Source organism: Vibrio sp. ED004 (assembly GCF_023206395.1).
Taxonomy (GTDB): domain Bacteria; phylum Pseudomonadota; class Gammaproteobacteria; order Enterobacterales; family Vibrionaceae; genus Vibrio.
In genome coordinates this window covers 1,344,631-1,368,951 of record NZ_CP066149.1, presented here as the reverse complement: position 1 = coordinate 1,368,951, position 24,321 = coordinate 1,344,631, and the positions used below count along the sequence as shown (strand labels likewise).

Here is a 24,321-nt window from a genome sequence, read left to right as displayed (position 1 = left end):
ATATTGGAGAAAGATCATGGCAAGATATTTGGGTCCTAAGCTGAAGCTTAGCCGTCGCGAAGGTACTGACTTATTCCTTAAGTCTGGTGTCCGTGCGATCGATACCAAGTGTAAAATTGATAACGCACCAGGTGTACACGGCGCTCGTCGCGGTCGTCTATCTGAGTATGGCGTTCAGCTTCGTGAGAAGCAAAAAGTTCGTCGTATCTACGGCGTTCTAGAAAAACAATTCCGCAACTACTACAAAGAAGCTGCACGTCTTAAAGGCAACACGGGTGCAAACCTGCTTCAGCTTCTTGAAGGTCGTCTTGATAACGTAGTTTACCGTATGGGCTTTGGCGCTACTCGTGCTGAATCTCGTCAACTAGTTAGCCACAAGTCTATCCTAGTTAACGGTAAAGTTGTAAACGTTCCTTCTTTCAAAGTAGCGGCAAACGACGTTGTTTCTATCCGCGAGAAAGCTAAACAGCAATCTCGTATTAAAGCGGCTCTAGAAGTTGCTGAACAACGTGAAAAGCCAACTTGGATTGAAGTAGATGCTGGCAAAATGGAAGGTACATTCAAGCGTATGCCTGAGCGTTCTGACCTATCAGCTGACATCAATGAACACTTGATCGTCGAACTTTACTCTAAGTAAGGTTAAAAAAAGAGAGGACACAATGCAGGGTTCTGTAACAGAATTTCTTAAGCCGCGTCTTGTTGACATTGAACAGATCAATACGACACACGCGAAAGTAACTCTTGAGCCATTAGAGCGCGGTTTCGGCCACACTCTAGGTAATGCTCTTCGCCGCATTCTTCTATCTTCTATGCCGGGTTGTGCCGTAACAGAAGTTGAAATTGAAGGTGTGCTACACGAATACAGCACTAAAGAAGGCGTTCAGGAAGATATCCTGGAAATCCTTCTAAACCTTAAAGGTTTGGCTGTACGCGTTGCTGAAGGCAAAGATGAAGTGTTTATTACACTGAACAAATCAGGCTCAGGCCCTGTTGTTGCAGGTGACATCACCCACGATGGTGATGTAGAGATCGCTAACCCTGAGCACGTAATTTGTCACCTAACGGATGACAACGCTGAGATCGCTATGCGTATCAAAGTAGAACGTGGTCGTGGTTACGTTCCAGCTTCAGCTCGTATCCATACTGAAGAAGATGAGCGTCCAATCGGTCGTCTGCTAGTTGACGCTACTTACAGCCCGGTTGATAAAATCGCTTACGCTGTAGAAGCGGCACGTGTAGAACAACGTACTGATTTAGACAAGCTTGTTATCGATATGGAAACGAACGGTACTCTAGAACCTGAGGAAGCAATCCGTCGTGCAGCTACTATTCTAGCTGAACAACTGGATGCGTTCGTAGATCTTCGTGATGTACGTGTACCTGAGGAGAAGGAAGAGAAGCCAGAATTCGATCCTATCCTACTACGTCCTGTAGACGATCTTGAACTAACAGTTCGCTCTGCTAACTGTTTGAAAGCAGAAGCGATTCACTACATCGGTGATCTTGTACAGCGCACTGAGGTTGAGCTACTTAAAACGCCAAACCTTGGTAAGAAATCTCTTACAGAGATTAAAGATGTGCTTGCTTCACGTGGTCTTTCTCTAGGCATGCGTCTAGAAAACTGGCCACCAGCGTCAATCGCTGAAGATTAATCGAAAAGTTAGAAGGATTAGGTCATGCGCCATCGTAAAAGTGGTCGTCAACTCAACCGCAACAGCAGTCATCGCAAAGCGATGTTCAGCAACATGGCTAGCTCTCTTGTTCGTCACGAAGTTATCAAAACTACCGTGCCAAAAGCAAAAGAACTACGTCGCGTAATTGAGCCATTGATTACCCTAGCTAAGACAGACAGTGTTGCTAACCGTCGTCTTGCATTTGCTCGCACTCGTGATAACGAAGTTGTAGCAAAACTATTTAATGAACTAGGCCCGCGTTTTGCGGCTCGCCAAGGTGGTTACACTCGCATTCTTAAATGTGGTTTCCGTACTGGTGATAAAGCTCCAATGGCTTACATTGAGCTTGTAGACCGCCCAGCTGCTGAAGAAGCTGCTGAGTAATCTATACTAGATTCTTAATACAAAAAGCCGAGCATTAGCTCGGCTTTTTTGTATCTATCTGTCCCGTCCTGAAATGTGTTTACACATTAAGGACGAATTATGACTACTTCAAATAATACCTACGTTAAGCGCACTCAGCGTGATTACACACTAGGCTTTAAATTACAGGTCGTCGCCGCTGTAGAAAGAGGCGATATGACATATAAACAAGCCCAAACCATTTATGGTATCCAAGGTCGCTCAACTGTTTTAACTTGGCTTCGAAAGCACGGTAAGATGAATTGGGCGCAAACTCCAAGGATGAACACCATGCACCAATCAACTAATCCTAAAGAGTCACCAGCACAAAAAATAAAACGCCTTGAAAAAGAGTTAGAAGATGAAAAATAAAGAATCTCTTTTTAAATAGAGTGGTTGATATTCTTGATGCTGAACACGGAACTAGCCTCAGAAAAAATTATCTCGCCAAGGAGCAAGAAGCCTTCAAAAACAGGAAGGTATAAGTTTAGTTCGAGTATGTAAGTTATGCGGGATAACGAGACAAAGCGTTTATCAACGAGAAAAACGAGCTGTTCATCGCCAGTTGGAACTTAAACCCATCAAACAAATGGTGTTGGATATTAGACGTTATATGCCTCGGGTTAGTACTAGAAAACTCTACATTTTGCTTAAACCAAAGTTTCAAGCACAAGGTATCAAGCTAGGTCGAGATGCTCTTTTCAACTACTTACGTGATGAACAATTATTGGTAAGACCTAAACGTAGTTTTACAAAAACGACAAACAGTAAGCATTGGATGAAAAAACATCCGAACTTATTAAAGAACTACAAACCATGCAATCCAGAAGGTGTGTTAGTCAGTGACATTACCTATATCCATTCAGATGAAGGGGTTCACTATCTCTCATTGGTAACGGATGCGTTTAGTCGGAAAATTATGGGCTACGAGCTGAGCAACGAGATGAAGTCGACGGATGTTGTGGAAGCGCTAGATATGGCTATCAAGGGACGTCAATATGATCGTTCGTGTATCCATCACTCTGATCGTGGTCTCCAGTATTGCTCGGGTGTTTATCAAGATAAGTTGAAAAGTAGCGGCATAATCCCCTCGATGACAGACGGTTATGACTGCTACCAAAATGCATTAGCAGAGAGAGTAAATGGAATACTGAAACAAGAGTTCTTTCTTGATAAATGTAAAAACCTCAGAGAGCTTGAACAACTAGTAAAAGAGTCTATAAGTACCTATAACAACATGAGGCCGCACCTTAGTCTCAGGATGAAAACTCCAAGTGAAGTGCATGAAAAAAGCCACAGCTGACGCTGTTGGCTTAGTCGAAATACTGTCAACGTATTTTAGGACGAGACAATCGAATCTGATAACACGATGAAAATTGCACCACGATGTTTGGCACTTTCGCTTGCCCTTTCTAGCATAATTCTCAAAAATATCTCGTATCTCGTATCTCGTATCTCGTATCTCGTATCTCGTATCTCGTATCTCGTATCTCGTATCTCGTATCTCGTATCTCGTATCTCGTATCTCCCCTCACTTTTCTTTCGCGTACAAAAAAGAGCACCGAAGTGCCCTTATCAAATTCTTAAACTAGCTATTAATAACTAACGGTTATTGCCATATAGCTGCAAGTGAGTCCATCAGGCCGCTCGTTGCACCTTGTGACTGCAATGCCTGAAGAATGATTGGTGCAAATGTCGTAACCATTGATGGATCCATACCTAATCCAGAAAATGCACTTTCAACAGCACCTTGTGAACTCAGCAGAGATGATAGACCAGTAGACTCAAGGCTCGACATGCCAGGAATCAGTGTAGCGAGTTCTTTGTTGTCGGTAGAACCAAGTGAGTTTTGTGCAAGAGCTAACATTGAACCAATACCGCCGATAGCTTGATCGTTAGTGACAGACGCTTGGTCGGCAACAGTATCAGCAAGAGGTGTTGTTTCATTTTGTTGAGACCACATATTCACCGCTGCCATTAGTGCAGTTTGTGATAGTTGGGAATAGTTGGTATCTGATGATGAACTGGTTTGTTCAGAGTCGCTAGTGCTAGCGCAAGAGAAAACAGCAAGGCTGCTTAAAACTGTGATGAGTACTTTCTTCATTATTCGTCCTTAAGTAATAAAGTAATTTACTCTTTCACTATAAACGAAAAACGGCGATGTAGTCACATCGCCGTTGCATTATTTTAATTTTATTTGCCTATAGTATTTTGTTTTACTAAAGGTTTTTATAAAAATTAAAGAATAGCTAGAAGTTCAACTTCAAATACTAGAGCAGCAAATGGTGGGATTGCAGCACCTGCGCCACGCTCACCGTATGCTAGATCTTGAGGGATGTATAGCTTCCACTTTGAACCAACAGGCATCATTTGTAGAGCTTGTACCCAACCTTGAATTACGCCAGTTACTGGGAATTCAGCTGGTTGACCGCGAGATACAGAGCTGTCGAAAACAGTACCGTCAGTTAGTTCGCCGTGGTAGTGAACACGTACTTGCTTGTCTGCAGTTGGGATTTCGCCAGTACCTTCAGTTAGTACTTCGTACTGAAGACCAGACTCAAGAACTGTTACTTCTGAACGAAGAGCGTTGTCAGCTAGGAAAGCTTCGCCGTCAGCAGCAGCAGCTTTAGCTAGTTCTTGACGTGCAGCTTCACCGCGAGTGTGTAGCTCTTGTAGTGCGTTGTTGATTTCGTCAACTTCGATAGCTGGCATATCACCAACTAGAGCTGTTGCGATACCAGCAGCGATTGCGTCAACGTTTAGGCCTTCAAGACCAGAACCAGCAAGTTGTTGGCCCATTTGTAGACCGATACCGTAGCTAGCTTTTTGCTCTACAGTTTCAAATTTTACTTCAGACATGAAAAGTCACTCTTTTTGTCAGTACTAAAAGGGTAAGAATACCAGTATTAGCAGCGTGAAGAAACGGCTAGTCCCTGATCACTTGTGCTTTACCGCGTCCAAATCACAGGGATGTCAATTTTCTCCCTTTGAGCCTTGTTGTGACGGAAAGATCTATACTGTTGGTACTTTGGTTTTTATACTGTAGTTATTCAATGTATAGGACGCAGTGGCATGAATCGTCGTCAAAAGAAAAAACAGAAAGTTGACCACTTAGCAGAATTCAAGGATCGACTGAATCAGGTCAAAGAGAAATTGAGTTCGATCGATGTAAATAAAATGAAAGCCTCGACGGTACAAACTTGGGGTTCGTTACCGAAATTACACCAAAGACTGTTGATGGTGATTTCGCCGATCGTACTAATATTACTTTTTGTGCCGCTACCAGAACCAAAAGTAGATGCTACCCCAACCACATCGCGCGTTGCGCTTGAGATCAACACGGTTGGGTTAAGCGAGCAGCAAAATACCAAGAGCAGTTCATCTGAACCGAGCAACAATAATTGGCAAGAGTACCTCGTCAAGCAAGGCGATACGCTAGCGCAGGTTTTTCGAAATAACGATCTACCCTTGTCTGACTTGAATGCGTTAGTGCGTATTGAAGGAGCAGACAAGCCACTTAGTCAGATTCGTAAAGGTCAGCTCGTTCGTTTTAAACTTGCTGAAACTGGGCAGTTGGACATTCTTCAGCTAGAGAAAGGTGACACTTCGGTGATGTTCTTCCGATTATCAGATGGTGGTTTTGGCCGCAGTAAATAAAAGAACAAAGAACCTGAGTTAAAGTACTTTACCAGATACAGGTAGACGATAAGAAAGAGCTAAGCACTAGCTCTTTTTTTTGGTCGCTTAAAAGGGGCCAGTGGCAAGATGATAAGCATAATTCCTATAAAGGTTAATGTATCTGGAATCTCATCGAACCATATTGCGCCTATTAGCGCGACAAACACTAATCCTGAATACTCAGCCAAGGCAATTTGGCTAGAATGTGCTTTTTGGTAGGCAGCAACAGCAAGACCGTTGTAGCTCAATATGAGTGTAGCACTCAGGGCTATGTATCCTAGGTGCTCTATAGAAACGGGTTGCCAGTATAAGAAGCACAATAACAATGATGCAGGAATAGAGAATAAGGTTGTCCACCACAGCGTCGTGACGACGGTCTGCTCGCTAGGAAGTTTTCTTACCAGTACATTAAATAGTGCGAGGGTAAGTGCTGTACCCAAAGCGAACAGTGCTGCCCAATGAAATTGAGATGGCCTCAAGACAATTAATGCACCAACAAAACCTATGGTCGTGGCGATAACCTTGCCGAGTGCCGGTTGCTCTTTGAGTAGAAGCATAGAGAGTGGCAACATCAGTAAAGGCGCGACATAAAATACTGCGTTGGCGGTTGCCAAAGACAAATGCGTGATGGCGACGACCATACATCCACTACCAATTAAGATCAGCTGACCGCGGATAAAGGTGATTTTAGCTTGTTGTAAGCGGCGTTGCTCTTTGCTTTGCTGTAGCCACAATGGCGTAATGAGCAACAGAGATATCAACTGTCGGAAAAAAATGTACTGAAGCGGCGGTACTTCTCCATTCAATAACTTCACTGCTACGTCAGAGAGCGAGGCAAACAAGTTACCTGCAACCAACAATAGAATACCGGCAGTGATATTCGTCATTATTTTTCTAATCTCATGTCTATATGAGGAATGTCATCTTCGAGGTACATATCTGAGATCGTCTTGAAGCCGTGGCTAGCATAGAAGCTTTCTAGGTGCTGCTGTGCACCAATGTCGATGGTCGTGTTTGGCCAAAGATCTTCACAACGAGTTAGCGCTTCTTTTATCAATTGATGCCCTAAACCGCCACCTCTCGCTGATTGTTTGGTTGCTACTCGGCCGATGCTTGTATTGTCGTAAGATGTGCCAGGTGGTAATAAGCGTGCACACGCTATCAACTCGTCACCCACATAGCCAAGCAGGTGTTCAACACCTGCGAGTGTGTCTTTACCGTCAAGCTCCGGATAAGGGCAGGTTTGCTCAACCACAAAGACATCGACTCGCAATTTAAGTAGTTGATAAAGCTGATGTGTTGAAAGTTCAGAAAAGGGAATTGAGTGCCAAGTGATCATGTTTACATCCAGAGGTTATCGATATTCTGAATGTACTATGTGCGATGAATATTGGCATTAACTATTGTTAATTCGACCTTTAATTCTGCTCAGGCTAATCGCGGTTATTCCTAAATAAGCGGCAATTTGATTGTCGTTTAGGCGCAGTTCAAGGTCTGGATAGTGTTCGCAGAAAAGCTGGTAACGTTGCTCAGGGGTGTAGAGCAGCATGAAGCGCTCTTTGTTTTCCTTATGCATCAGTTGTGTTTCTAACAGCTTTAAATACAAAGGATTATTTGATGCTCGCCACTCGATAACGGCATTCATCGGAAGCTCTAACATGGTGATGGGTGTTAGCGTTTCTAATAGGTAAGGGGAAGCTTGGTTTTTTATCAAACTCTCAAAGCCGATGATCCAATCTTGTTCCCAGTAGAACTCTTTGCTGTACTGTTTGCCTTCATCGGTGAGGTAACAGGCATGGCACAAGCCCTCCAGCACAAAGTAGATTGAACTCGCCATCTCTCCTTGATTGATAAGGATGTGTCTTGTTGGCAGCTCAAGCGGCTTTGCGACGGCGAGTAGAGAATCAATCTGACTTTCTGAGAAGTCGAAGCTTTGAAGTTGTTCGATAAAAGAGGTGTGCATGGAAATAACCTAACCCAAATAAGTGTCGAAATCATCGCACTTATTTGGGTGTAGGTACAGAGCGGGCGAAATCAGCGTTGGGCGTGCTGCTCTAGGTAATCTTGAGCAAGCTCTCGCCCCATGTACTTACCTAAGGTTTTCAATGGCACCTTCTTAAGGTTCACCACAATCAAGCCATCTAAGGCGTCATTAAATGATGGGTCGACGTTAAAGCAAACCAGCTTCCCGTTCATTCCTAGGTATTGGCGCAATAACACAGGTAGGCCTTTACCTTGCTCCATACGAGCTAGCACTTTAGAAAGCAGAGGCACACTCGCCAAAGAAGAGAGTAAGTGATTCTGCCAGAACACATGACTACTGGTACTGAGTGGTGAAGAAGGAGAAACCAGATTGGCCTTTTCCTCATCGTAGTGGTGAATCGATAAGGTCGTCGCGATCAACAGGCGCGCATTGTGGCTGTAATCATTACTGATGCTGACCGGACCAAATAGATGAGTGTATTGAGGGTGACGAGACACAAAGGTCGCAATGCCTTTCCACAATAGTAACAGTGAGTTCAGGCTCTTTTGATATGGCTTACTCACTACGGAACGGCCAAGCTCAATACTGTTTTCTAACGTATCGATAAACTCTTGGTTGTAGTTGAACAGGCTGCGGGAATAGAGCTGATCAAGTCCGTGTTCTGCGATCAGTTTGTCGACCATACCGAGTCGATACGCGCCGACCAGTTCTGCCTTGGCTTTATTCCATACAAACAGTTGATGGTAATAAAGATCATACTCGTCCAAATCACAGGCAAGCCCGCTGCCTTCACCAACTTCTCTAAAGCTTTCTTCTCTGACTCGACCAATTTCACGCATTAAGTTTGGAATAGATTGGCTTGGTGTGCAGTAGACCTCGAAGTCCCCTTGCTCAAGTAGCCTCATCTCTTCAGGCAGAGAATCGACCTCTATTGCCAATACTTCTGGTGATATTGGCGCAATCACTTGGGTATCAAAAGAGGGCGCGTGGATTGGCGTACTCGGACTATCTTGTTGACTCATTAGGTAGGTATTGAGCCGCAGGTAGTTGACGATATCCATCTCTTTCTCAAAAGATTTTATCTCTGAATACGGAATCGATGCTCCAATCGAGATAGAGATAGTCGTTGCCTGTTTATTAAGAAGTTCACGACCGAGTAGAGCGGTTCTTAATAGTGGATGAACTCGCCCAGCTTGGTAGAAAAGCTCGCTGTTTTTGCCATTGATAAAGATAGGCACCGTGGTTGCTTGGTGACGTTTGACGAACTTCGCGACTGATTTGCTCCATTCGATGTCTGTTAGTGTTTTTGCCCCTTTACGGTAACTTGATACTTCACCTGCTGGAAACACAATTAATAACCCGCCAGCGGCCAAGTGACTATTGGCATCTCTAATGGCTCTGGCATTGGTACGTTTCGACTCCTTACCATTAAACACATCAACGCCAATGAAAAGATCATCCAGTTCAGGCAGTCGCTTGAGCAACTCATTCGCTAACACCTTCACATCCTTCCTCACTGATCCTACGAGATCAGCAAGGATCACACCTTCAATTGCTCCAAGTGGATGGTTGGCCACAATCACTACTGGCCCTTCTTCTGGGATATTTTCTGTGGTGCCCGATGCAACCGAGTAGTCGATATTGAGCGCCGATAGCGTGTAATTCATGAATTCGAAGCTAGATAACTCGTTTTGTCGTTCTTGATAGAGTCGGTCTAGCTTAGATAGCCCAGTTGCCCACTCGACAACAGACTCACCTAAACCAAAAGGCGTGTAACGTGGTAAACGAAAAGGACTATCAATCATAATGAAGCTACCTTATTGACTAAAGTTGTGTAGGAAACCGTCTTGATTCTTGAAATCTTTCACACTTAAAAACGCACCGCATAACCAGACTAGGCATGCCATGCCAAACAGCAATCCGCCGTCGTAACCAACAATTTCACCCGCCGCATTGAACTCCGGCATTTGAATACCGAGCGGTGTAAACAGGTGGAAAAATATTGCGCCACTCATTATCCCCACACTCATAATGGCGCCTAGGCCGTGCCAACGAGTAAACAACAAAATGGCCGCAATCAATTCAGCGAATCCAATCAAGTAGCCGCCAAATGAGCCGAACCAGCTTAAGCCAGACCATGTCGCTAGCGTCCCAAAGATATGCTCTGTCTCGTACGAGCCGGTGAACTTGAAGAACAAAGACTGAATAAACACAAACGCGATAAATGCTGCCGGGAGATGTTTAGCAGGAGTGAGTGTCATGGTTATTCCCTTACTTAATCAACTGCGGCCAAGCTTTATCGGCTTGTTGAATATGTTTTGCTCGGTCTTTCTCCCAGGTCTCCTGAATATCTCGGTCATAGTTCAGGTAAAGTTTGTCATCAACAATCGTCCAGTATTGTGGATCACCTGGTGCGAAGTCGTTTTTGGCAGAAACGGCCCATGCGCAATAACCACCATATTGAGGGGCATATTTTTCAGGATTATTAACAAATAAAGTCAGATTCTTTTCAGAAGAGAAATACCAGTCCGCACCTTTGTACTCTGTGCTGAACTTCTTGCTCCCTTCAACTGGCTTCCCTGAAGTGAAATAGGCAACGGTATCGTAGCCATCGAGTGCCTTACTGCTAAAGAAGCCGGTATAGATTTCATCGGCAGCAAATACGTATGGGCTAACAAGTAGCATGACCATGGTGATTAGTTTTCTCATGATGGACTCCATCTATAGATTGATTGCGGGTGATAAATCGAAGGTAAAACGCTGCTGATTTATCTGGCATGGTTTGATTGGTTCGCAAGGTGAGCCGGGTGCATAAAACATCGAGGCTTGACCATGCAGATTACGTAAATGGGTAAAGCTGACTGTGTGTGCGTCTTCACGATGCATACAAGTTGCTAAATGGGGCTGTTCACCGTGATGGTGAGAATGAAACTGCAGTAAATTCTGTTGATTCTTACCTGTTGCCATTAGCTGATCGTATTTGGCTTGTCGGTAGGCTTGCACTCGCTCTAAATCAACACCGGATGAGAATAGTGGTGAGTCGGTTTCCACTATTTTCTGTTGAATGCCATCCCACATGTAGGCAATAACCAAACCATTGTATTGAGTTAGGTTTGGTGCAAAAGCCAGCAAGGTAAACGGGGCAAAAGAGTGCAGGTCTAGCTTATGAAATGCTTCAGAGAGCTGACTGATATTACGACTTGATGATAGGTTCTTAAGTAACAAACCACGGCTGACCAAAGGACCGACTGGAACGATGCCTTGATAGTTATTGAGTAAGCATAGCGAAAGCCCAAACTCGTTAATGCTTATCCAGCTACCACCGCCCGTTGGGTCGAGTGGCATGATGATATCGACACCGCTGACTCGATATTGCTTCGGTGGCATCGCCAATGCTCGGGTCTTTTGTTCATCACGATTAAAAAAGATCTGATAACCATTTTCTTCAAGTAGCCAAGATACTGAACACATGATTATTGCTCCCTCAGATAGCTACTGGTGGTTGGGGCATAACCAAAAGTGTTGCAGGTTTCAATGTCTAGGAAGGTAGTGATCACCTTGATCATCGCATAATGATGATTGGCATGCAGGGCGGCAAAGGTGACCTCTCTTTCAAGCGTAGAAGGTAGGCTTGCAAATACCTGAGCATCCATCGAAACCTCGGTTTGGATCATGATAGGCGCTTCGAGATCGTTACGGTCTAATCGTTCAAGCCAGTTGATCACATAGTGGATCTCTTTGACTGCAATAGAGCGGTCGTACTCGACAGGGTGACCACGGCGACGAGTGTTGTAATCAACGGTCGCGTTCTCTTTTAAAATCAGCGCATGAAAAAGATCGAGCGTGTGGCGAGTATGTTCACCAATAGAGCTTGTGACGTGCGGCTTCGCTCGTGTCAGGTAGTCGCTGTCAGAAATTGCTAATAGAAACTCTAAACCCTGATTCAATATCTCTACCGCTCCCTTGATACTAGGAGAGAAAGACGTGAGGGCGCTCGGTTGGGCTATGGGGTTCATTCATGATCCTCGTACAAAATTAATCGGTGGTCGGATATTGTTGAACAAGACGTCGCTCTTCTTGCCACGCGTTAAATAAGCTCTTAAAAGAAGGAGGTTGATGGCCTCTTTGTTTCTGTTGAGCGCCAATATCAAAAAGAATGCGGTATTGTAGAAGTAGCGTAGAAAATATTTCTCGCAGTGGTGTGTTGCGATCCCAGATATGTCCGGCCTCGCTGCTTGCGCCATTGACCTCAAGAATCGTGAAATCCTCGCCGTTCATTAGGCTGCGCATGTCCTTAAACTTGACGTCGAGTCGACCAAAGTGGAAACCATCGAAGTCGTCGAATATCTCATCTAAACGTTCGGTTAAAGCTTGAGTAATGTATTGATTGCCGTCTCGGAAGATACAGCCACGGCTATGGCTGCCTGCAAATGCAAGTTGGAACTCTTCGCCCTCTGCGAGCACGTGATCCAATTTATCTTCATGCCTTGGTAGATACAGGTGACTGAGCTGCCCAGCGCGTGGGCTGTTCTCGATTAACTGTTTGAGCGTCGAGGTACCATCTCCAATCACCATTGGCGAATATTTAAGAGTGATCGAGATGATCTCACCTTGTTTGCTATTCGGGTAACGAACATAAAAAACGCCAGCCTCGGCTTGATAAGGCGCCTTTTCTTGCAGAAGAAAGCGAGCATGATTTGGGAAAGATTCAATATATTGCTCAAGTTGGTCTTGGTTGTTGATCAGCTTTACCCCAACACCTCGGCAGCCAAGATCCGGTTTCGCCACAATAGGGAAATTAAGATCTGATTGGATGAGTGCACTGCGTGCATCTTCAGCTTGTTTCTTACTGCTGAGATCGGTTTTGGTTAGAGTGATAAATGGAGAGATCCAACGTTTACTTGATGATCCAGCAAGGCTCAATATCTCGTGTTTCGATTCGCCGACCATGCCACTGAGTTTAATGCTCGGGTTGGCGATGAGTGGTAGCGCCCAATCAAAGTGCCGTAACCCTTGCATCAGACTTTGAATCACTACTGGAGTGTAGAAGAACCACGTCGGAAGAAACTCGTAAGGAGAGACACTGCGCACGGTATCTTTTTCAAGCAGGGGCATGCCTGCATTTATTTTATGTGCTGGAATGATGTGAATATCTTGCGGTGAACTCATGATAATCCTCTAGAGTAGGTTTTATTCATTATTCGATTGCCGACTAGCAGCAAAGCGATGGCACACGGGATGACGATCCATTGATATTTAGAGGCTTGCAGCCACGCTGATGTCCCTAAATAGTAGATGGTAGAGAAGACAACGCCAGTCCAGATCGCGGTCGCGCTAATAACGGCAAACAAGAAAGTAGGCAGGGGTATGGCGAAAAAACCACTTAAGGTAAAACCAACGGTACGAAGCCCCGGTATAAAGCGGATGACAAAAAGACAGCTGAATGCGTTTTGACGCAACTTGGTACGAAGCGCTCGAAAGTAGCGATTGGTGAGGGCTCTGTAACGTACGCCTCTGAAATAACGTCCTGACTTCCCAAGGTAATAAAGGCCAAGATCCCCGGTGGCAATGCCGACAAAAATCGCAAGTAACGCATATTGAGGTGGGATGAGCCCTTGGGTGGCTATACCTGCAGCCGTAACGATTGCCAGATCTTCAAGCAGGTAAGAAAGCGCGATAATGCCAAGCATCAGCCATAGCAGCGACTCCTCCCCTGAATTTAACCATGCTTGAATACTCTCGACGGTGCCCATCAAATGTCCTTATCTATCCTATAGATGAATGGCCTATCGGCCATTCATTGAGTGTAGTAAATTAAATAGACAGGAGGAGCTGAGAAAAACTTACAGCGAATTGCTGCTTTTTTACGTTGATTGGATTCAATAGATGATTTGACATGTGCGATTTAGATGAAGAAGGAGCAGGTGTTTAAGGTTCGAAAGCTAAGGTTTTAAACTGATAATTTAGATAAGAAAAGAAAAAGGTTCATCGCGGCTTTCCGGGGAAAGCCGCTTTTATCTTCAAGAAGAAGTAGTCTGTATCTCGATATCCATACCCCATTCGCTTGATTAACTTTATTTTGTTGTTTATCCCTTCCAATGTGCAGGTGTTGAGCGGATAAGTTGCCGATGCAATAATACCGTGAAGATAAGGCCTCAGTTTTCGTGCAAACTCTTTCAATGGCTTAATTCCACTCTCTTGCACTTGTGCCCACCATACCTCCCAGAGCCCCTTAGCATGTGCTTCTGATTTACAGTACCAAAGCTCTTTGAGTTGTGAGCCGAGTATATAAGTGGCCATCAAGTCCTTATTGATATTCAATATTTCAGTAAGATAGCTATCTTGTCGTGCATTTAAATTACCTCTGTTTTTCAGCAGTACCCAGCGTGAGCGCTTCACCCATTGCCTCGCTTTTTTATCCTGCTTGAGTTTGTTAGCTTGGTCGACTCTGACTCTATCCATCACCTCACGACCGAACTTAGCAACAACATGGAATAAGTCGTAAACGATTTTTGCATTCGGGCAGTGCGCTTGAACTTCAAGGTCAAAAGCCGTATTCATGTCCATTGCGACCGCTTCGATATTGTTACCATGCTTGCCTAACTGCTCGAAAACGGTCGTATGTCCTTGCGGCTACGACCTAACCCTATCCAAATGACTTGGTGAGTCTTAGCATCAGCGATGACTGTGGCATATCGGTGCCCTTTAAAGATGGCGAAACTCGTCCATGACGAGTTGCCTTAGCCCTTCCCATTTCACTGACGGTACCACTTGGCGAAGTCGACGTTTATCTATCTCTTTAATGGTGTGCCAATGAACGCTCGTTAACTGGGAGATATGCTTAATGGGAAGAAGAGGCAGTAGTTGTTCTATATAGCTTTTTAGACGCGTCGTTATACGAGCATAAGGCTCTAACCAAGATAGAAACTCTGTTTTTATGCCGCAGTCACGACACTTGATCCTTCGAGTTTGAACGGAAAGCTCAACAGGAACATTGAACAACATGGCCTCTTTCACATGACGCCATTGATACTCATGGATAGCCTCAGCTTCAAGACCGCAAAGGCATTTAGCCTCAGAATTAGGTTTAAGAGTTAGTGTAACAAGTGATGCTGTCTGGTGAGACTTTACTATTTTAAAGCCTTCCCAGAATGAAGATAGGAAAGTATGATTCGGCATGAAAACGGTAGTTTGTGTATGATTTTTGTTTGGCGACTAAACCATATCACTTACTACCGTTTTTTTTGTTTTTAGTTCCCGCTAATCCGCGATGAACCAAGAAAAAGGCTGAGTCGTTAAACTCAGCCTTTTAGAAGGTTAACTATTGATTACTAGAGTAATCTATTTAGTTAGGTCAATTTGGTAAACGCCGAAACCCACATCGTCAGTCGCAACACGTTTCATTGGGTATTGACCCTTTTCTTTGATGAACTGTGCCGCTTTCTCACTTGGTGACGTTTCAAAGCGGATATCTAGCTTTTTATCCGTTTTGATTGGTGCGAATGACCAGTTGTTGTCAGCTGTTGGGCTCACTTGACCTTGCTCTTTGCTTACGCGAGAGATGTAGTTTGCAAGTACAGTACGGTTCTCATCTGGTGCATCAAATGCGATGAAGTCTTCACCTGTACCTGGGAATTTAGCACTGTATGCACGGTAGTTGTTGGTCGCGATCAGGAAGTCTTGCTTCATGTCGATTGGCTTACCTTGGTAAGTTAGACCAACAATACGCTGTGAGTCAGGGTTAACCACTTTACAGTTTGCATCGTATTTCGCAGGCTGAGTTACGTCGATTTGGTAATCAACACCGTCGATAACATCGAAGTTGTAAGTACGGAAGTTATCCCACTCGATCAGCTGTTGTGGTGCAGTTGAGTTCACGTCGATCTGGTTGAATTGACCAGCAGAACACTCTAGCCACTCTTTTACTTCGTGACCTGTTACCTTCATCGCAACTAGCGTGTTCGGGTATAGGTACAAGTCAGCTGCGTTACGGAATGTCAGTTGACCAGATTCAACTTCAGTGAAGTTTGCAGGGTCATTCTTACGACCGCCCGCTTTGAATGGTGCAGCTGCTGAAAGTACTGGCGTACCATCTAGGTCTGGGTCACCTTGGATGAATTGCTCAACGTAATCTTTCTGTGCAAGGTTAACAATCTGTACTGTTGGATCGTCTTGTACTAGAGACAGGAAGCTGTACATCACATCGTCTGCTTTACCAATTGGCTGGTTAACAAACTCACGAGTACCTGCGTGGTCTTTTTCTAGTGCAGTTACGATGCCTTCATCAGCTGCAGCAAGCGACTTCTTCTCGATCTTGTCGTAGATAGGGCGAGCTTCAGATTGGCCTTTAACCACTTCCCACTTACCGTCTTTTTGTGCAAGTGTTAGGTCCATAACACCTACGTGGCTACCCCAACGACCTGGCATGACTGCCGCAACACCGTTCATGGTGCCGTTTTCGTTGTCAACGCCTTGGATATTGTCGAAGCCTTTACCTGGGAATACTGCGTGAGAGTGACCGAATGCGATAGCATCAATGCCTTCTACTTCAGAAAGGTAAAGCGTAGAGTTTTCTTCGCCAGCTTTGTATGGGTCTTGAGATACGCCAGAGTGAGGGATTGCAACGATAACGTCTGCACCTTCAGCCTTCATTTGAGGCACTAACTCGTTCGCAGTTTCAATGATGTCGCGAGCAGTAACTTTGCCTTCAAGGTTCTTCTTATCCCACGTCATGATTTGTGGTGGAACGAAACCGATGTAACCCACTTTGATCTCATGCTCTACGCCTGCTGTATCCTCAAAAGTGTGCGTCTTGATGATGTAAGGCGTGAAGTAATGTTCTTTCGTTTTTGCGTCGTAAACGTTAGCACTGATGTATGGGAAATCAGCGTCGTTGATAGACTCTTCTAGGAACTCAAGACCGTAGTTGAATTCGTGGTTACCGATGTTTGCTGCATCGTAACTTAGTTGGTTCATTGCTTTGTATGCAGGGTGAACTTCACCTGCAACGATGCCTTTGTCTGCCATGTAGTCACCCATTGGGCTACCCTGTAGCAAGTCACCGTTATCAACTAATACGCTGTTTGTTACTTCGTTTTGAGCTTCTTTTACTAAAGTTGCAGTACGTGCTAAGCCGATTTTTTTCGATGGCTTGTCTTTGTAGTAGTCGTAATCCATTAGGTTGGTATGGATGTCCGTTGTCTCTACGACACGCAGTTTAATCACTTCATCGGTATCTGGTGTTGTTGTGCAGCCTGCTAGAGTCAGACCAAGACCTGCAAGTACAGCCAATGATAAAGGTTTCATTGCAACTTTCATTTTGTAGCTCCAAAGTGGATAGTAGAAAATTCGTTGCGTAATGTAACAAAATGGAATGAAACAATGATTACAACGAATGTTAATTCGTGACTTAGATCGATTACTTTATGGTGTTCTGCAAGACGCCTCCCAAACCTGCTCAATCAATGCACAATTGAAATCGATAAGATTAGTCCATTCATTTCACCTGCTTATCTATAAATTTAATCCCTTATCAGCTTTTCGAATAAAAAATGAAATTTTAGAATTTCCAGTAATATGAGAGGCTCGTCATAATGCCTATATCAAGGACGTATCAGGCAGATGAATAGCAAGGATAGCTCAAAACGAAGCTTCTGTTTTCTTCTAGTGCCAATACTCCCATTCACTTAAGTGGATGAGTTAAATCCCTTGCTTGGCAAGACCAAGTAATGAATTGCTCGTAACGCGAGCCTTAAAGGAAGCACTGAAATGGACCAAGAACGTTTAACCCACCTAAAACAGCTAGAAGCGGAAAGTATTCATATTATCCGTGAAGTAGCGGCTGAGTTTGATAACCCAGTAATGATGTACTCCATCGGTAAAGATTCTTCTGTGATGCTTCATTTAGCTCGCAAAGCGTTTTACCCAGGCAAGATTCCATTTCCACTGCTACACGTTGATACGGATTGGAAATTCCGCGAGATGATTGAGTTCCGTGACCGCACAGCCAAGAAGTATGGTTTTGACCTTTTGGTACATAAGAACCCTGAAGGTCTAGCGATGGGTTGTAGCCCATTTGTGCACGGTTCTTCTAAGCACACAGACATCATGAAAACTCAGGGTCTTAAGCAGGCGTTAAATAAGTATGGGTTCGATGCAGCCTTTGGTGGCGCCCGTCGTGATGAAGAAAAATCTCGAGCGAAAGAGCGCGTTTACTCTTTCCGTGATAAGAACCACACGTGGGATCCAAAGAACCAGCGTCCAGAGCTTTGGCACACTTATAACGGTCAGGTTAACAAGGGCGAAAGCATCCGTGTATTCCCTTTATCAAACTGGACTGAGCTGGATATTTGGCAATACATCTATCTAGAGAGCATCGATATTGTTCCACTTTACCTTTCAGACAAGCGTCCAGTTGTTGAGCGTGATGGCATGCTGATCATGGTTGATGATGACCGTATGGAACTGCAAGAAGGTGAAGTGATTGAAGAGAAAAGCGTTCGTTTTCGTACTTTAGGCTGTTACCCACTAACCGGAGCGGTTGAATCTGAGGCGAATACGCTAACAGGCATTATTGAAGAGATGCTGGTGGCGACGTCTAGTGAGCGTCAAGGTCGAGCGATTGACCATGACCAGTCGGGCTCAATGGAGCTGAAAAAGCGCCAAGGTTATTTCTAAGAATCTAAGGAAAGAAAAATGAATAGTGCAGTAGAAGCCGAATTGGCTGAACTAGGGATTGAAGGTTATCTAAGTCAGCATCAGCATAAATCTATGCTTAGATTTTTAACTTGTGGCTCAGTAGATGACGGTAAAAGTACGTTAATCGGTCGCTTACTCCATGATACAAAACAGATTTATGAAGATCAGCTAGCAGCAGTTCACTCGGATAGCCAACGAGTAGGTACGACAGGTGAGAAGCCTGACTTGGCACTGCTTGTTGATGGCTTGCAGGCTGAGCGTGAGCAAGGCATCACGATCGATGTAGCTTACCGCTACTTCTCGACGCAAAAACGTAAATTCATTATTGCTGATACCCCAGGACATGAGCAGTACACGCGCAACATGGCAACAGGCGCTTCAACGTGTGATCTGGCAGTGATCTTGATTGATGCTCGTAAGGGCGTTCTGGATCAAACGCGTCGTCACTCGTTTATTTCTAACCTACTTGGTTTGAAGCATTTCATCGTTGCAGTTAACAAGATGGATCTCGTGGAATATTCACAAGATCGTTTTGAAGAGATTCGTGATGAATACCTAGAGTTTGCTGAAAACCTAGAAGGCGAAACTAACATTCAGATCTTGCCGGTTTCGGCACTTGAAGGCATTAACGTTGCTGCACCAAGTAAAGAGCTTGCATGGTTCGAAGGCCCATCTCTACTAGAAGTGTTAGAGAACGTCGACATTGACCAAAAACGTTCTGCGGGTGAATTCCGTTTCCCAGTGCAGTATGTGAATCGCCCAAACTTAGATTTCCGTGGCTTTGCAGGCACAGTCGCTTCTGGCCGTGTGAGTGTTGGTGATGAAATCAAGGCTCTGCCATCAGGAAAAACGTCTAAGGTTGCACGCATCGTGACCTTTGATGGTGATTTGGAATCTGCGCAAGCGGGCTTGGCGGTAACACTGACCCTTGAAGATGAGATCGACATCAGTCGTGGTGATTTGATTGTGTTGGAGAACGCTCAGATTGAATCGACTAACCACGTATTGGCTGACATCGTGTGGATGACCGAGCAACCACTGCAACCGGGTAAAGCTTACGACATCAAGATCGCAGGCAAGAAAACCGTCGGTCAGGTTGAAACCGTTCGTCACCAGTACGACATCAACAACCTGTCGACTCACGCTGTTGATGAGTTGCCACTGAATGGCATTGGCTTGTGTGAATGGTCATTGAACGAGACTGTCGCGCTGGATAAATACCGTGAAAGTGCCGATACCGGTGGCTTCATCGTGATCGACCGTCTAACTAATGTAACGGTTGGCGCGGGTTTGATTCGAGACCGTTTGGACTCTGTTGAACAGCAAGTCGGTAACTTCTCTGCATTTGAACTTGAGTTCAACGCATTGGTTCGTAAGCACTTCCCTCATTGGGATGCCAAAGATTTAAGCCAACTACTGAAGTCATAAACGACCAAGTAACAGCTTATTGAATTAGGCGGAAACCGACCGTTTCCGCCATAAAGGACGGGTATATGTGGCAACAAGGATTTGTATTAGCGATTTTGCTCGGCATCATTACTTGCCTGCTCGTTACCCGTATTAAGCCAAGCTTTATCTTTGCTGGCGCGGCGTTCATTGCTTTTATGGGCGGGATGATCGATCTGTCGAGCCTAGCTAATAACTTCACTAACTCCTCGTTACTGACTTTAATTCTTCTGATCCTCGCATCAAGTGCGTTGGAGAAAACTCGTTTAATCAGCTGGGTTAGCCGCAATATCTCTGAAGGCAGGCTAGGCACAGTGGTTGCTAAGTTGGGTATTTCCACAGCGCTACTTTCTTCTTTTACTAATAATACGGCGGTGGTTGTCTCTTTGATCGGGGCGATCAAACGTAATCAACAACACGCGCCATCTAAGTTACTTATTCCTTTGTCATACGCCGCAATTCTTGGTGGAACACTGACATTGATCGGCACCTCAACCAACTTGATCATCAATAGTTTTGTTGAAGATGCTGGACTGCCGAGCTTAAACTTTTTCACACCCACTTTGATCGGTTTAGCGGTTTTGGTCGGCGGTGTGTTGATCCTTATTCCTCTTAGCTACTTTCTACCCAGCTACGATGATGGATCTCAAGACGATTTGCCTTACTTCTTAGAAGCCAGAGTTGAGCCAGGTTCGCCGTTAGTTGGCCGCAGTGTCAGTGAGAACAACCTAAGAGCTTTGAGAAAATTGTTCTTAGCGGAAGTAATTCGCGACGGTAAAACAACCGCGTCGATTGACCCTGACTTTATACTGCAAGCTCGTGACCGACTGTTGTTTTGTGGTGATGTAGAGAGTGTTGCAACACTGCAAGAAATCCAAGGATTAACCCTGTTCGGCCAGCACCATTTGAACGGTCAGAGCTTTGTTGAAGTGGTGGTGAGTTCGTCAGCAAGCTTCTGTAATAAAACATTGAAAACCAGCCAGTTTAGAGACCGTTTTGATGCCGTTGTGGTTGCGATTCGTCGTGGTCATGAACGCCTTGAAGGTGGTCTTGGAAATATCACACTGACTGCTGGTGACACCTTGATTTTGGTACCCGGTAAACGTTTTGAAGAGCAGCGCCAGCAACACAATAAAGAGTTCGTGTTGATGAATGACTTGGATTCTAGTGCCAAGCTTGATGCTGACAAATCGACATTAGTGTTATTGGGTTTTGCTAGCGTGATTGGTTTAGCGCTTGTTGATGTCGTACCTATTATCAAAGGGCTCGCAGGCTTCTTACTATTGCTGGTGGCATTTGGTGTGGTGCAGCTTGGTGAGCTTCGTCGCCGTTTTCCGGTTGATATTGTGGTGATTGTTGGTTCAGCCCTGTCTATTGCTCAACTGATGATTTCATCGGGCTTGTCTGAGCGCATGGGACTGATGTTCATGGAAGCCTTTAATGGTTGGGGTGTGTTCGGGGCATTAGTCGCGACTTATTTCATGACCTTGGTTCTGACTGAACTGGTTACCAATAATGCGGCTGCAGCGCTGTCATTTCCTATCGGCTACAGCATGGCGGTAGGTTATGGCGTTGATCCAATGCCGTTCATCATGGCGGTTTTGTTTGGTGCGAGTGCTAGCTTCATTTCGCCATACGGCTACCAAACCAACTTACTTGTTTATAGCGTAGGTAATTACCATCTCACGGATTATCTACGTATCGGTATCCCAATCTCGATTGTTTACTCGGGCTTGGTGCTGACCCTAATTCCTTACTTTTTCCCATTTTAATGCTGTTTATTTAAAGGACTAATTATGACCGCAGTACTCAAACCAAAAGATGAGAATGTTGTGTGGCATCAACACTCGATTGATAAAGCATTTCGCTCTAATCTGAAATCACAAAAACCAGCTGTGCTCTGGTTCACGGGGTTGTCTGGTTCTGGGAAGTCGACAGTCGCTGGAGCATTAGAAAATCGCTTGGCACAGCTTGGTTACCATACTTACTTATTGGATGGTGACAATGTGCGTCATGGCTTATGTAGCGACCTTGGCTTTTCAGAGCAAGACCGTAGAGAGAATATTCGTCGTATCGGTGAGCTCGCTAAATTGATGGCGGATGCAGGCTTGATCGTGTTGTCAGCGTTTATTTCTCCGCACCAAGCAGAAAGACAGTTGGTACGTGATTTAATGCCGGAAGGTGAGTTTCTTGAGGTGTTTGTGAATACGCCATTAGAAGTGTGCGAACAGCGTGACCCTAAAGGTTTGTATAAGAAAGCACGTGCTGGAGAAATCCCGAATTTCACTGGTATTAGCTCAGCTTACGAGGCGCCGCAGAATCCAGAGATAGATCTACCGGCGGGTGAGAAGACACTCGATGAGTTGGTTGAACTGTGTATTGATGCTTTAGAGAAGCGTAATATTTTAGCCAATTGAGATCGTTGGTATGACTAAGGCTGCTCAGTTATTTATCTGTTTATTGCCAACGGATAAATAGGGCAACCTTGGATTACCGAGACAAGAAACCTATCTTCTAGATTCTCTTTATTTCACTCAATACTCTTCACTTTTTACACCGTCTATTTACTAGGCTCTATTATCTAGACGGTGTAGTTCACACTGCTTTTCACTTCTGTCTGAACCGTGAATTTCTGGCTCAATAGTGCAATCAATTGGTCGTAATACTGCATGTTGGGTTTGTTGCCAAGTAAGGTACACAGTTCGTTGCCTGTTGGACTGAATCGGTAATAAACCAGCTTAACCCCTTTGGATATTGGCGCCAGTGACATGCTTTTACCTTGATAGGTTAGGTGCAGTGCTGGGTCGAAATCAATCTCACCAGACTCTAACTCTGTGCCAAGGATAATCCCAAGTTCAATTAAATGAAGCAGGCTAGAGTAGGGCAGGTTATGCCCACCAAGGTTGATAGTGTTGGTGGTGTCTCTTTTACCAAAGCTGAATAGCCCTGCGTGAGATTTAAAACCAAGTAATAGTTTCCTGCTGTTATCACTACCAAAACTGCAGCCCAATGAAGCCGCTCTTTGTAAAGTCAGTGCTTCCTTTGGCGTCATATCTTTCAAGATTTGCAGTGCCTTCATCGAAGTCGAGCCTGGATTGGTGACTTCTCTTTTCAGCACTTGAGCCCATAGTCTTTGCATCGAGGTATTATGGATCTCTTGCGCCATATCGAAAAAGCGGTACAGCCAGTCCTGATCTGGATCTCCAGCCGCTTCATCTTTACATGAAGAGTGCGCCAGTTTCAGAATCTGCTCTAAGTTCTTTTGGCGTAATTCCTTGCGTTTGTTCTCTCGCAATAACGCTCTCTCAATCAGTGTGCTAGCGGCTTTATCGTTCGCTTCCTCGCTGTGACTGATTAAGGAATCTAAACCGAAGCTTTGGGCAATGTGCAGCATTCGACTTGCACTGTCGGCAATATGAGGCTTTTTCTCATGCTTGTGCTGTGTGTCGCTAGCATGCTCAATGATCACTGGCTGTTTGGTTTCTGACATAAGAGTACCGTTAGGATGTGGCTCAATACCAATCGTAGTTATTCATTGCTCGCCCTAGCTTGTTGAAACGCCATTTCTGAATTCTTAAATACTGTGATTGATATAACTGTCTAAAATGTAACTCTTTATCTGATTGGTGGCTAGATTTTGCGTGCAGAGTTGAAGACTTCAACAAAATTTTACTTTTGCTAATGATAATAAAATGTTAAATTTGTTGTAATTCTCAAGGAGGAGTTATGAATCAAGTCAATGATAACAAGCTGAAGAAACAGCTTAGCATAGGGTTATTACTCGCTACTTACGTAGCTGTTCTAGCTTATTTGTCTAATTACATCGCGTAATCTAGTCAAACAATATCGTTATTAAACTGTTATTGAATAATATCTTTTATTCAGTGACGGCAGCTCATCCTTGAGCCCCCCCTCTAATGACTACATGTCGTCATATTCTTCTATCGCAGTACCTTCAATAAGATAACCAGTCTGAGCTAAGTCGTGACTGATCGATTCTGTTTTCAGCGTACCGACCAAATAGATCACATCCCATAGTTGCTGAATGGGTGCACCTTGCGGGAACTTCACGTAGATAATCTGGTTTGGTGGCGGTGGCGGCACGTGGATACATGCGCCAAAGTATGGCACCAACAGAAACTCAGTGATCATGTTCTCATCGCCTTCCAATGGAATCACAAAGCCTGGGATCTTAACCTTGCTGCCGTTTAACTCTGGGCGAACCGCACCAAGTGTCGATTGCTGAGGTTTTTCCATGCTGTTGTGGTCTACCATCGGCATACCAAACGAATCTAATTGAGCGCGCTCTGATTCTGGAATTAAATCAATCCATTCGAGTGTTAATACCGATTCCTCATTCTGAGTGGTGTCAGCGTGAGCTGTGCTGATAAATGGGAACATAAGTAGCCCAAGTATCAGTAGGAATTTGCGTTGCATCGT

General features: G+C 44.6%; 23 protein-coding genes and 2 pseudogenes. 9 read left to right on the top strand and 16 right to left on the bottom strand.

Annotated features, from left to right (window positions below; translation table 11 throughout):
* The first annotated feature begins 16 nt into the window (after positions 1–16).
* The 4 genes and pseudogenes from rpsD to ITG10_RS06050 form a co-directional block, all read left to right on the top strand.
* Complete coding sequence (rpsD, locus tag ITG10_RS06065; protein ID WP_004738777.1) at positions 17–637, top strand: 30S ribosomal protein S4; 621 nt, start codon at positions 17–19, stop codon at positions 635–637.
* A 22-nt stretch (positions 638–659) separates the two neighbouring features.
* The gene (gene rpoA / locus ITG10_RS06060; RefSeq protein WP_004729813.1) at positions 660–1,652 is read left to right on the top strand and encodes a DNA-directed RNA polymerase subunit alpha; all 993 of its coding nucleotides are present in this window, start codon (positions 660–662) and stop codon (positions 1,650–1,652) included.
* Between the two features lie 24 nt (positions 1,653–1,676).
* Positions 1,677–2,057, top strand: coding sequence for a 50S ribosomal protein L17 (rplQ, locus tag ITG10_RS06055; RefSeq protein ID WP_004729812.1), 381 nt, complete (start codon positions 1,677–1,679; stop codon positions 2,055–2,057).
* A gap of 99 nt (positions 2,058–2,156) precedes the next feature.
* Positions 2,157–3,375 (top strand): annotated as a pseudogene (locus ITG10_RS06050) (hypothetical protein); the annotation flags it as partial.
* A gap of 309 nt (positions 3,376–3,684) precedes the next feature.
* Here ITG10_RS06050 and ITG10_RS06045 read toward each other — a convergent pair.
* Complete coding sequence (locus ITG10_RS06045; protein ID WP_017632235.1) at positions 3,685–4,179, bottom strand: DUF2780 domain-containing protein; 495 nt, start codon at positions 4,177–4,179, stop codon at positions 3,685–3,687.
* A gap of 134 nt (positions 4,180–4,313) precedes the next feature.
* Positions 4,314–4,934, bottom strand: a complete 621-nt coding sequence (locus ITG10_RS06040) for an FKBP-type peptidyl-prolyl cis-trans isomerase (protein ID WP_008220519.1) — start codon at positions 4,932–4,934, stop codon at positions 4,314–4,316.
* A gap of 213 nt (positions 4,935–5,147) precedes the next feature.
* Between ITG10_RS06040 and ITG10_RS06035 the strand changes: the two genes are divergently transcribed.
* A complete protein-coding gene (locus tag ITG10_RS06035; protein ID WP_017632234.1) occupies positions 5,148–5,732 on the top strand; it encodes a LysM-like peptidoglycan-binding domain-containing protein in 585 nt (194 codons plus the stop codon).
* A gap of 59 nt (positions 5,733–5,791) precedes the next feature.
* On the opposite strand, the gene ITG10_RS06030 is transcribed toward ITG10_RS06035, so the two are convergent.
* The 12 genes and pseudogenes from ITG10_RS06030 to ITG10_RS05975 form a co-directional block, all read right to left on the bottom strand.
* On the bottom strand, positions 5,792–6,640 hold the full coding sequence (locus ITG10_RS06030; protein ID WP_017632233.1) for a DMT family transporter: 849 nt from the start codon (positions 6,638–6,640) through the stop codon (positions 5,792–5,794).
* A complete protein-coding gene (locus ITG10_RS06025; RefSeq protein WP_017632232.1) occupies positions 6,640–7,092 on the bottom strand; it encodes a GNAT family N-acetyltransferase in 453 nt (150 codons plus the stop codon). Before ITG10_RS06025 ends, ITG10_RS06030 begins: the two co-directional genes overlap by 1 nt.
* A 57-nt stretch (positions 7,093–7,149) precedes the next feature.
* Positions 7,150–7,716 (bottom strand): Crp/Fnr family transcriptional regulator, encoded by a 567-nt coding sequence (locus tag ITG10_RS06020; protein WP_017632231.1) that lies wholly within the window; start codon positions 7,714–7,716, stop codon positions 7,150–7,152.
* A gap of 71 nt (positions 7,717–7,787) precedes the next feature.
* Positions 7,788–9,542, bottom strand: a complete 1,755-nt coding sequence (locus ITG10_RS06015; RefSeq protein WP_017632230.1) for a lysophospholipid acyltransferase family protein — start codon at positions 9,540–9,542, stop codon at positions 7,788–7,790.
* Positions 9,543–9,554: 12 nt separating this feature from the next.
* Positions 9,555–9,998: a hypothetical protein gene (locus tag ITG10_RS06010; protein WP_017632229.1), complete on the bottom strand. Its 444-nt coding sequence runs from the start codon at positions 9,996–9,998 to the stop codon at positions 9,555–9,557.
* A 10-nt stretch (positions 9,999–10,008) separates the two neighbouring features.
* Entirely contained in the window at positions 10,009–10,446 is a 438-nt protein-coding gene (locus ITG10_RS06005) for a YHS domain-containing (seleno)protein (RefSeq protein ID WP_017632228.1), read from the bottom strand.
* Between the two features lie 12 nt (positions 10,447–10,458).
* Positions 10,459–11,208 carry an NRDE family protein gene (locus ITG10_RS06000; RefSeq protein ID WP_017632227.1) on the bottom strand — a complete coding sequence of 250 codons (750 nt, stop codon included), beginning with the start codon at positions 11,206–11,208 and terminating at the stop codon, positions 10,459–10,461.
* A 2-nt stretch (positions 11,209–11,210) separates the two neighbouring features.
* Positions 11,211–11,753 carry a hypothetical protein gene (locus ITG10_RS05995; RefSeq protein WP_123322761.1) on the bottom strand — a complete coding sequence of 181 codons (543 nt, stop codon included), beginning with the start codon at positions 11,751–11,753 and terminating at the stop codon, positions 11,211–11,213.
* Positions 11,754–11,772: 19 nt separating this feature from the next.
* Complete coding sequence (locus ITG10_RS05990; protein ID WP_017632225.1) at positions 11,773–12,906, bottom strand: ATP-grasp domain-containing protein; 1,134 nt, start codon at positions 12,904–12,906, stop codon at positions 11,773–11,775.
* Positions 12,903–13,490 carry a DedA family protein gene (locus tag ITG10_RS05985; protein WP_017632224.1) on the bottom strand — a complete coding sequence of 196 codons (588 nt, stop codon included), beginning with the start codon at positions 13,488–13,490 and terminating at the stop codon, positions 12,903–12,905. Before ITG10_RS05985 ends, ITG10_RS05990 begins: the two co-directional genes overlap by 4 nt.
* A 232-nt stretch (positions 13,491–13,722) precedes the next feature.
* Positions 13,723–14,916 (bottom strand): annotated as a pseudogene (locus ITG10_RS05980) (ISL3 family transposase).
* A 162-nt stretch (positions 14,917–15,078) separates the two neighbouring features.
* A complete protein-coding gene (locus tag ITG10_RS05975) occupies positions 15,079–17,055 on the bottom strand; it encodes a bifunctional 2',3'-cyclic-nucleotide 2'-phosphodiesterase/3'-nucleotidase (RefSeq protein WP_017632956.1) in 1,977 nt (658 codons plus the stop codon).
* A 414-nt stretch (positions 17,056–17,469) separates the two neighbouring features.
* Here ITG10_RS05975 and cysD point away from each other — a divergent pair, with 414 nt between their 5' ends.
* The 4 genes from cysD to cysC all read left to right on the top strand — a co-directional run bounded on the left by cysD (position 17,470) and on the right by cysC (position 22,298).
* Positions 17,470–18,414 (top strand): sulfate adenylyltransferase subunit CysD, encoded by a 945-nt coding sequence (gene cysD / locus ITG10_RS05970; RefSeq protein WP_258166798.1) that lies wholly within the window; start codon positions 17,470–17,472, stop codon positions 18,412–18,414.
* 18 nt (positions 18,415–18,432) lie between these two features.
* The gene (gene cysN, locus ITG10_RS05965; protein ID WP_048662155.1) at positions 18,433–19,863 is read left to right on the top strand and encodes a sulfate adenylyltransferase subunit CysN; all 1,431 of its coding nucleotides are present in this window, start codon (positions 18,433–18,435) and stop codon (positions 19,861–19,863) included.
* 65 nt (positions 19,864–19,928) lie between these two features.
* Entirely contained in the window at positions 19,929–21,653 is a 1,725-nt protein-coding gene (locus ITG10_RS05960) for an SLC13 family permease (protein WP_017632263.1), read from the top strand.
* A 24-nt stretch (positions 21,654–21,677) separates the two neighbouring features.
* Complete coding sequence (cysC, locus tag ITG10_RS05955; protein WP_017632264.1) at positions 21,678–22,298, top strand: adenylyl-sulfate kinase; 621 nt, start codon at positions 21,678–21,680, stop codon at positions 22,296–22,298.
* Between the two features lie 164 nt (positions 22,299–22,462).
* On the opposite strand, the gene ITG10_RS05950 is transcribed toward cysC, so the two are convergent.
* Both ITG10_RS05950 and ITG10_RS05945 read right to left on the bottom strand, forming a co-directional pair.
* Complete coding sequence (locus ITG10_RS05950) at positions 22,463–23,371, bottom strand: TIGR03899 family protein (RefSeq protein ID WP_017632265.1); 909 nt, start codon at positions 23,369–23,371, stop codon at positions 22,463–22,465.
* Positions 23,372–23,802: 431 nt separating this feature from the next.
* Positions 23,803–24,318 carry a DUF3299 domain-containing protein gene (locus ITG10_RS05945; RefSeq protein WP_017632266.1) on the bottom strand — a complete coding sequence of 172 codons (516 nt, stop codon included), beginning with the start codon at positions 24,316–24,318 and terminating at the stop codon, positions 23,803–23,805.
* Positions 24,319–24,321: the final 3 nt, after the last annotated feature.

Coding starts and splice junctions, on each gene's coding strand:
- ITG10_RS05950 (WP_017632265.1), bottom strand. CDS start 23,371: ATGTCAGAAACCAAACAGCCAGTGATCATTGAGCATGCTAGCGACACA.
- ITG10_RS06040 (WP_008220519.1), bottom strand. CDS start 4,934: ATGTCTGAAGTAAAATTTGAAACTGTAGAGCAAAAAGCTAGCTACGGT.
- rpoA (WP_004729813.1), top strand. CDS start 660: ATGCAGGGTTCTGTAACAGAATTTCTTAAGCCGCGTCTTGTTGACATT.
- ITG10_RS06025 (WP_017632232.1), bottom strand. CDS start 7,092: ATGATCACTTGGCACTCAATTCCCTTTTCTGAACTTTCAACACATCAG.
- ITG10_RS06035 (WP_017632234.1), top strand. CDS start 5,148: ATGAATCGTCGTCAAAAGAAAAAACAGAAAGTTGACCACTTAGCAGAA.
- ITG10_RS05945 (WP_017632266.1), bottom strand. CDS start 24,318: ATGCAACGCAAATTCCTACTGATACTTGGGCTACTTATGTTCCCATTT.
- ITG10_RS05990 (WP_017632225.1), bottom strand. CDS start 12,906: ATGAGTTCACCGCAAGATATTCACATCATTCCAGCACATAAAATAAAT.
- ITG10_RS05985 (WP_017632224.1), bottom strand. CDS start 13,490: ATGGGCACCGTCGAGAGTATTCAAGCATGGTTAAATTCAGGGGAGGAG.
- ITG10_RS06000 (WP_017632227.1), bottom strand. CDS start 11,208: ATGTGTTCAGTATCTTGGCTACTTGAAGAAAATGGTTATCAGATCTTT.
- ITG10_RS05960 (WP_017632263.1), top strand. CDS start 19,929: ATGTGGCAACAAGGATTTGTATTAGCGATTTTGCTCGGCATCATTACT.
- ITG10_RS06005 (WP_017632228.1), bottom strand. CDS start 10,446: ATGAGAAAACTAATCACCATGGTCATGCTACTTGTTAGCCCATACGTA.
- rplQ (WP_004729812.1), top strand. CDS start 1,677: ATGCGCCATCGTAAAAGTGGTCGTCAACTCAACCGCAACAGCAGTCAT.
- cysC (WP_017632264.1), top strand. CDS start 21,678: ATGACCGCAGTACTCAAACCAAAAGATGAGAATGTTGTGTGGCATCAA.
- ITG10_RS06030 (WP_017632233.1), bottom strand. CDS start 6,640: ATGACGAATATCACTGCCGGTATTCTATTGTTGGTTGCAGGTAACTTG.
- ITG10_RS05995 (WP_123322761.1), bottom strand. CDS start 11,753: ATGAACCCCATAGCCCAACCGAGCGCCCTCACGTCTTTCTCTCCTAGT.
- ITG10_RS06045 (WP_017632235.1), bottom strand. CDS start 4,179: ATGAAGAAAGTACTCATCACAGTTTTAAGCAGCCTTGCTGTTTTCTCT.
- cysN (WP_048662155.1), top strand. CDS start 18,433: ATGAATAGTGCAGTAGAAGCCGAATTGGCTGAACTAGGGATTGAAGGT.
- rpsD (WP_004738777.1), top strand. CDS start 17: ATGGCAAGATATTTGGGTCCTAAGCTGAAGCTTAGCCGTCGCGAAGGT.
- ITG10_RS06010 (WP_017632229.1), bottom strand. CDS start 9,998: ATGACACTCACTCCTGCTAAACATCTCCCGGCAGCATTTATCGCGTTT.
- ITG10_RS06020 (WP_017632231.1), bottom strand. CDS start 7,716: ATGCACACCTCTTTTATCGAACAACTTCAAAGCTTCGACTTCTCAGAA.
- ITG10_RS05975 (WP_017632956.1), bottom strand. CDS start 17,055: ATGAAAGTTGCAATGAAACCTTTATCATTGGCTGTACTTGCAGGTCTT.
- ITG10_RS06015 (WP_017632230.1), bottom strand. CDS start 9,542: ATGATTGATAGTCCTTTTCGTTTACCACGTTACACGCCTTTTGGTTTA.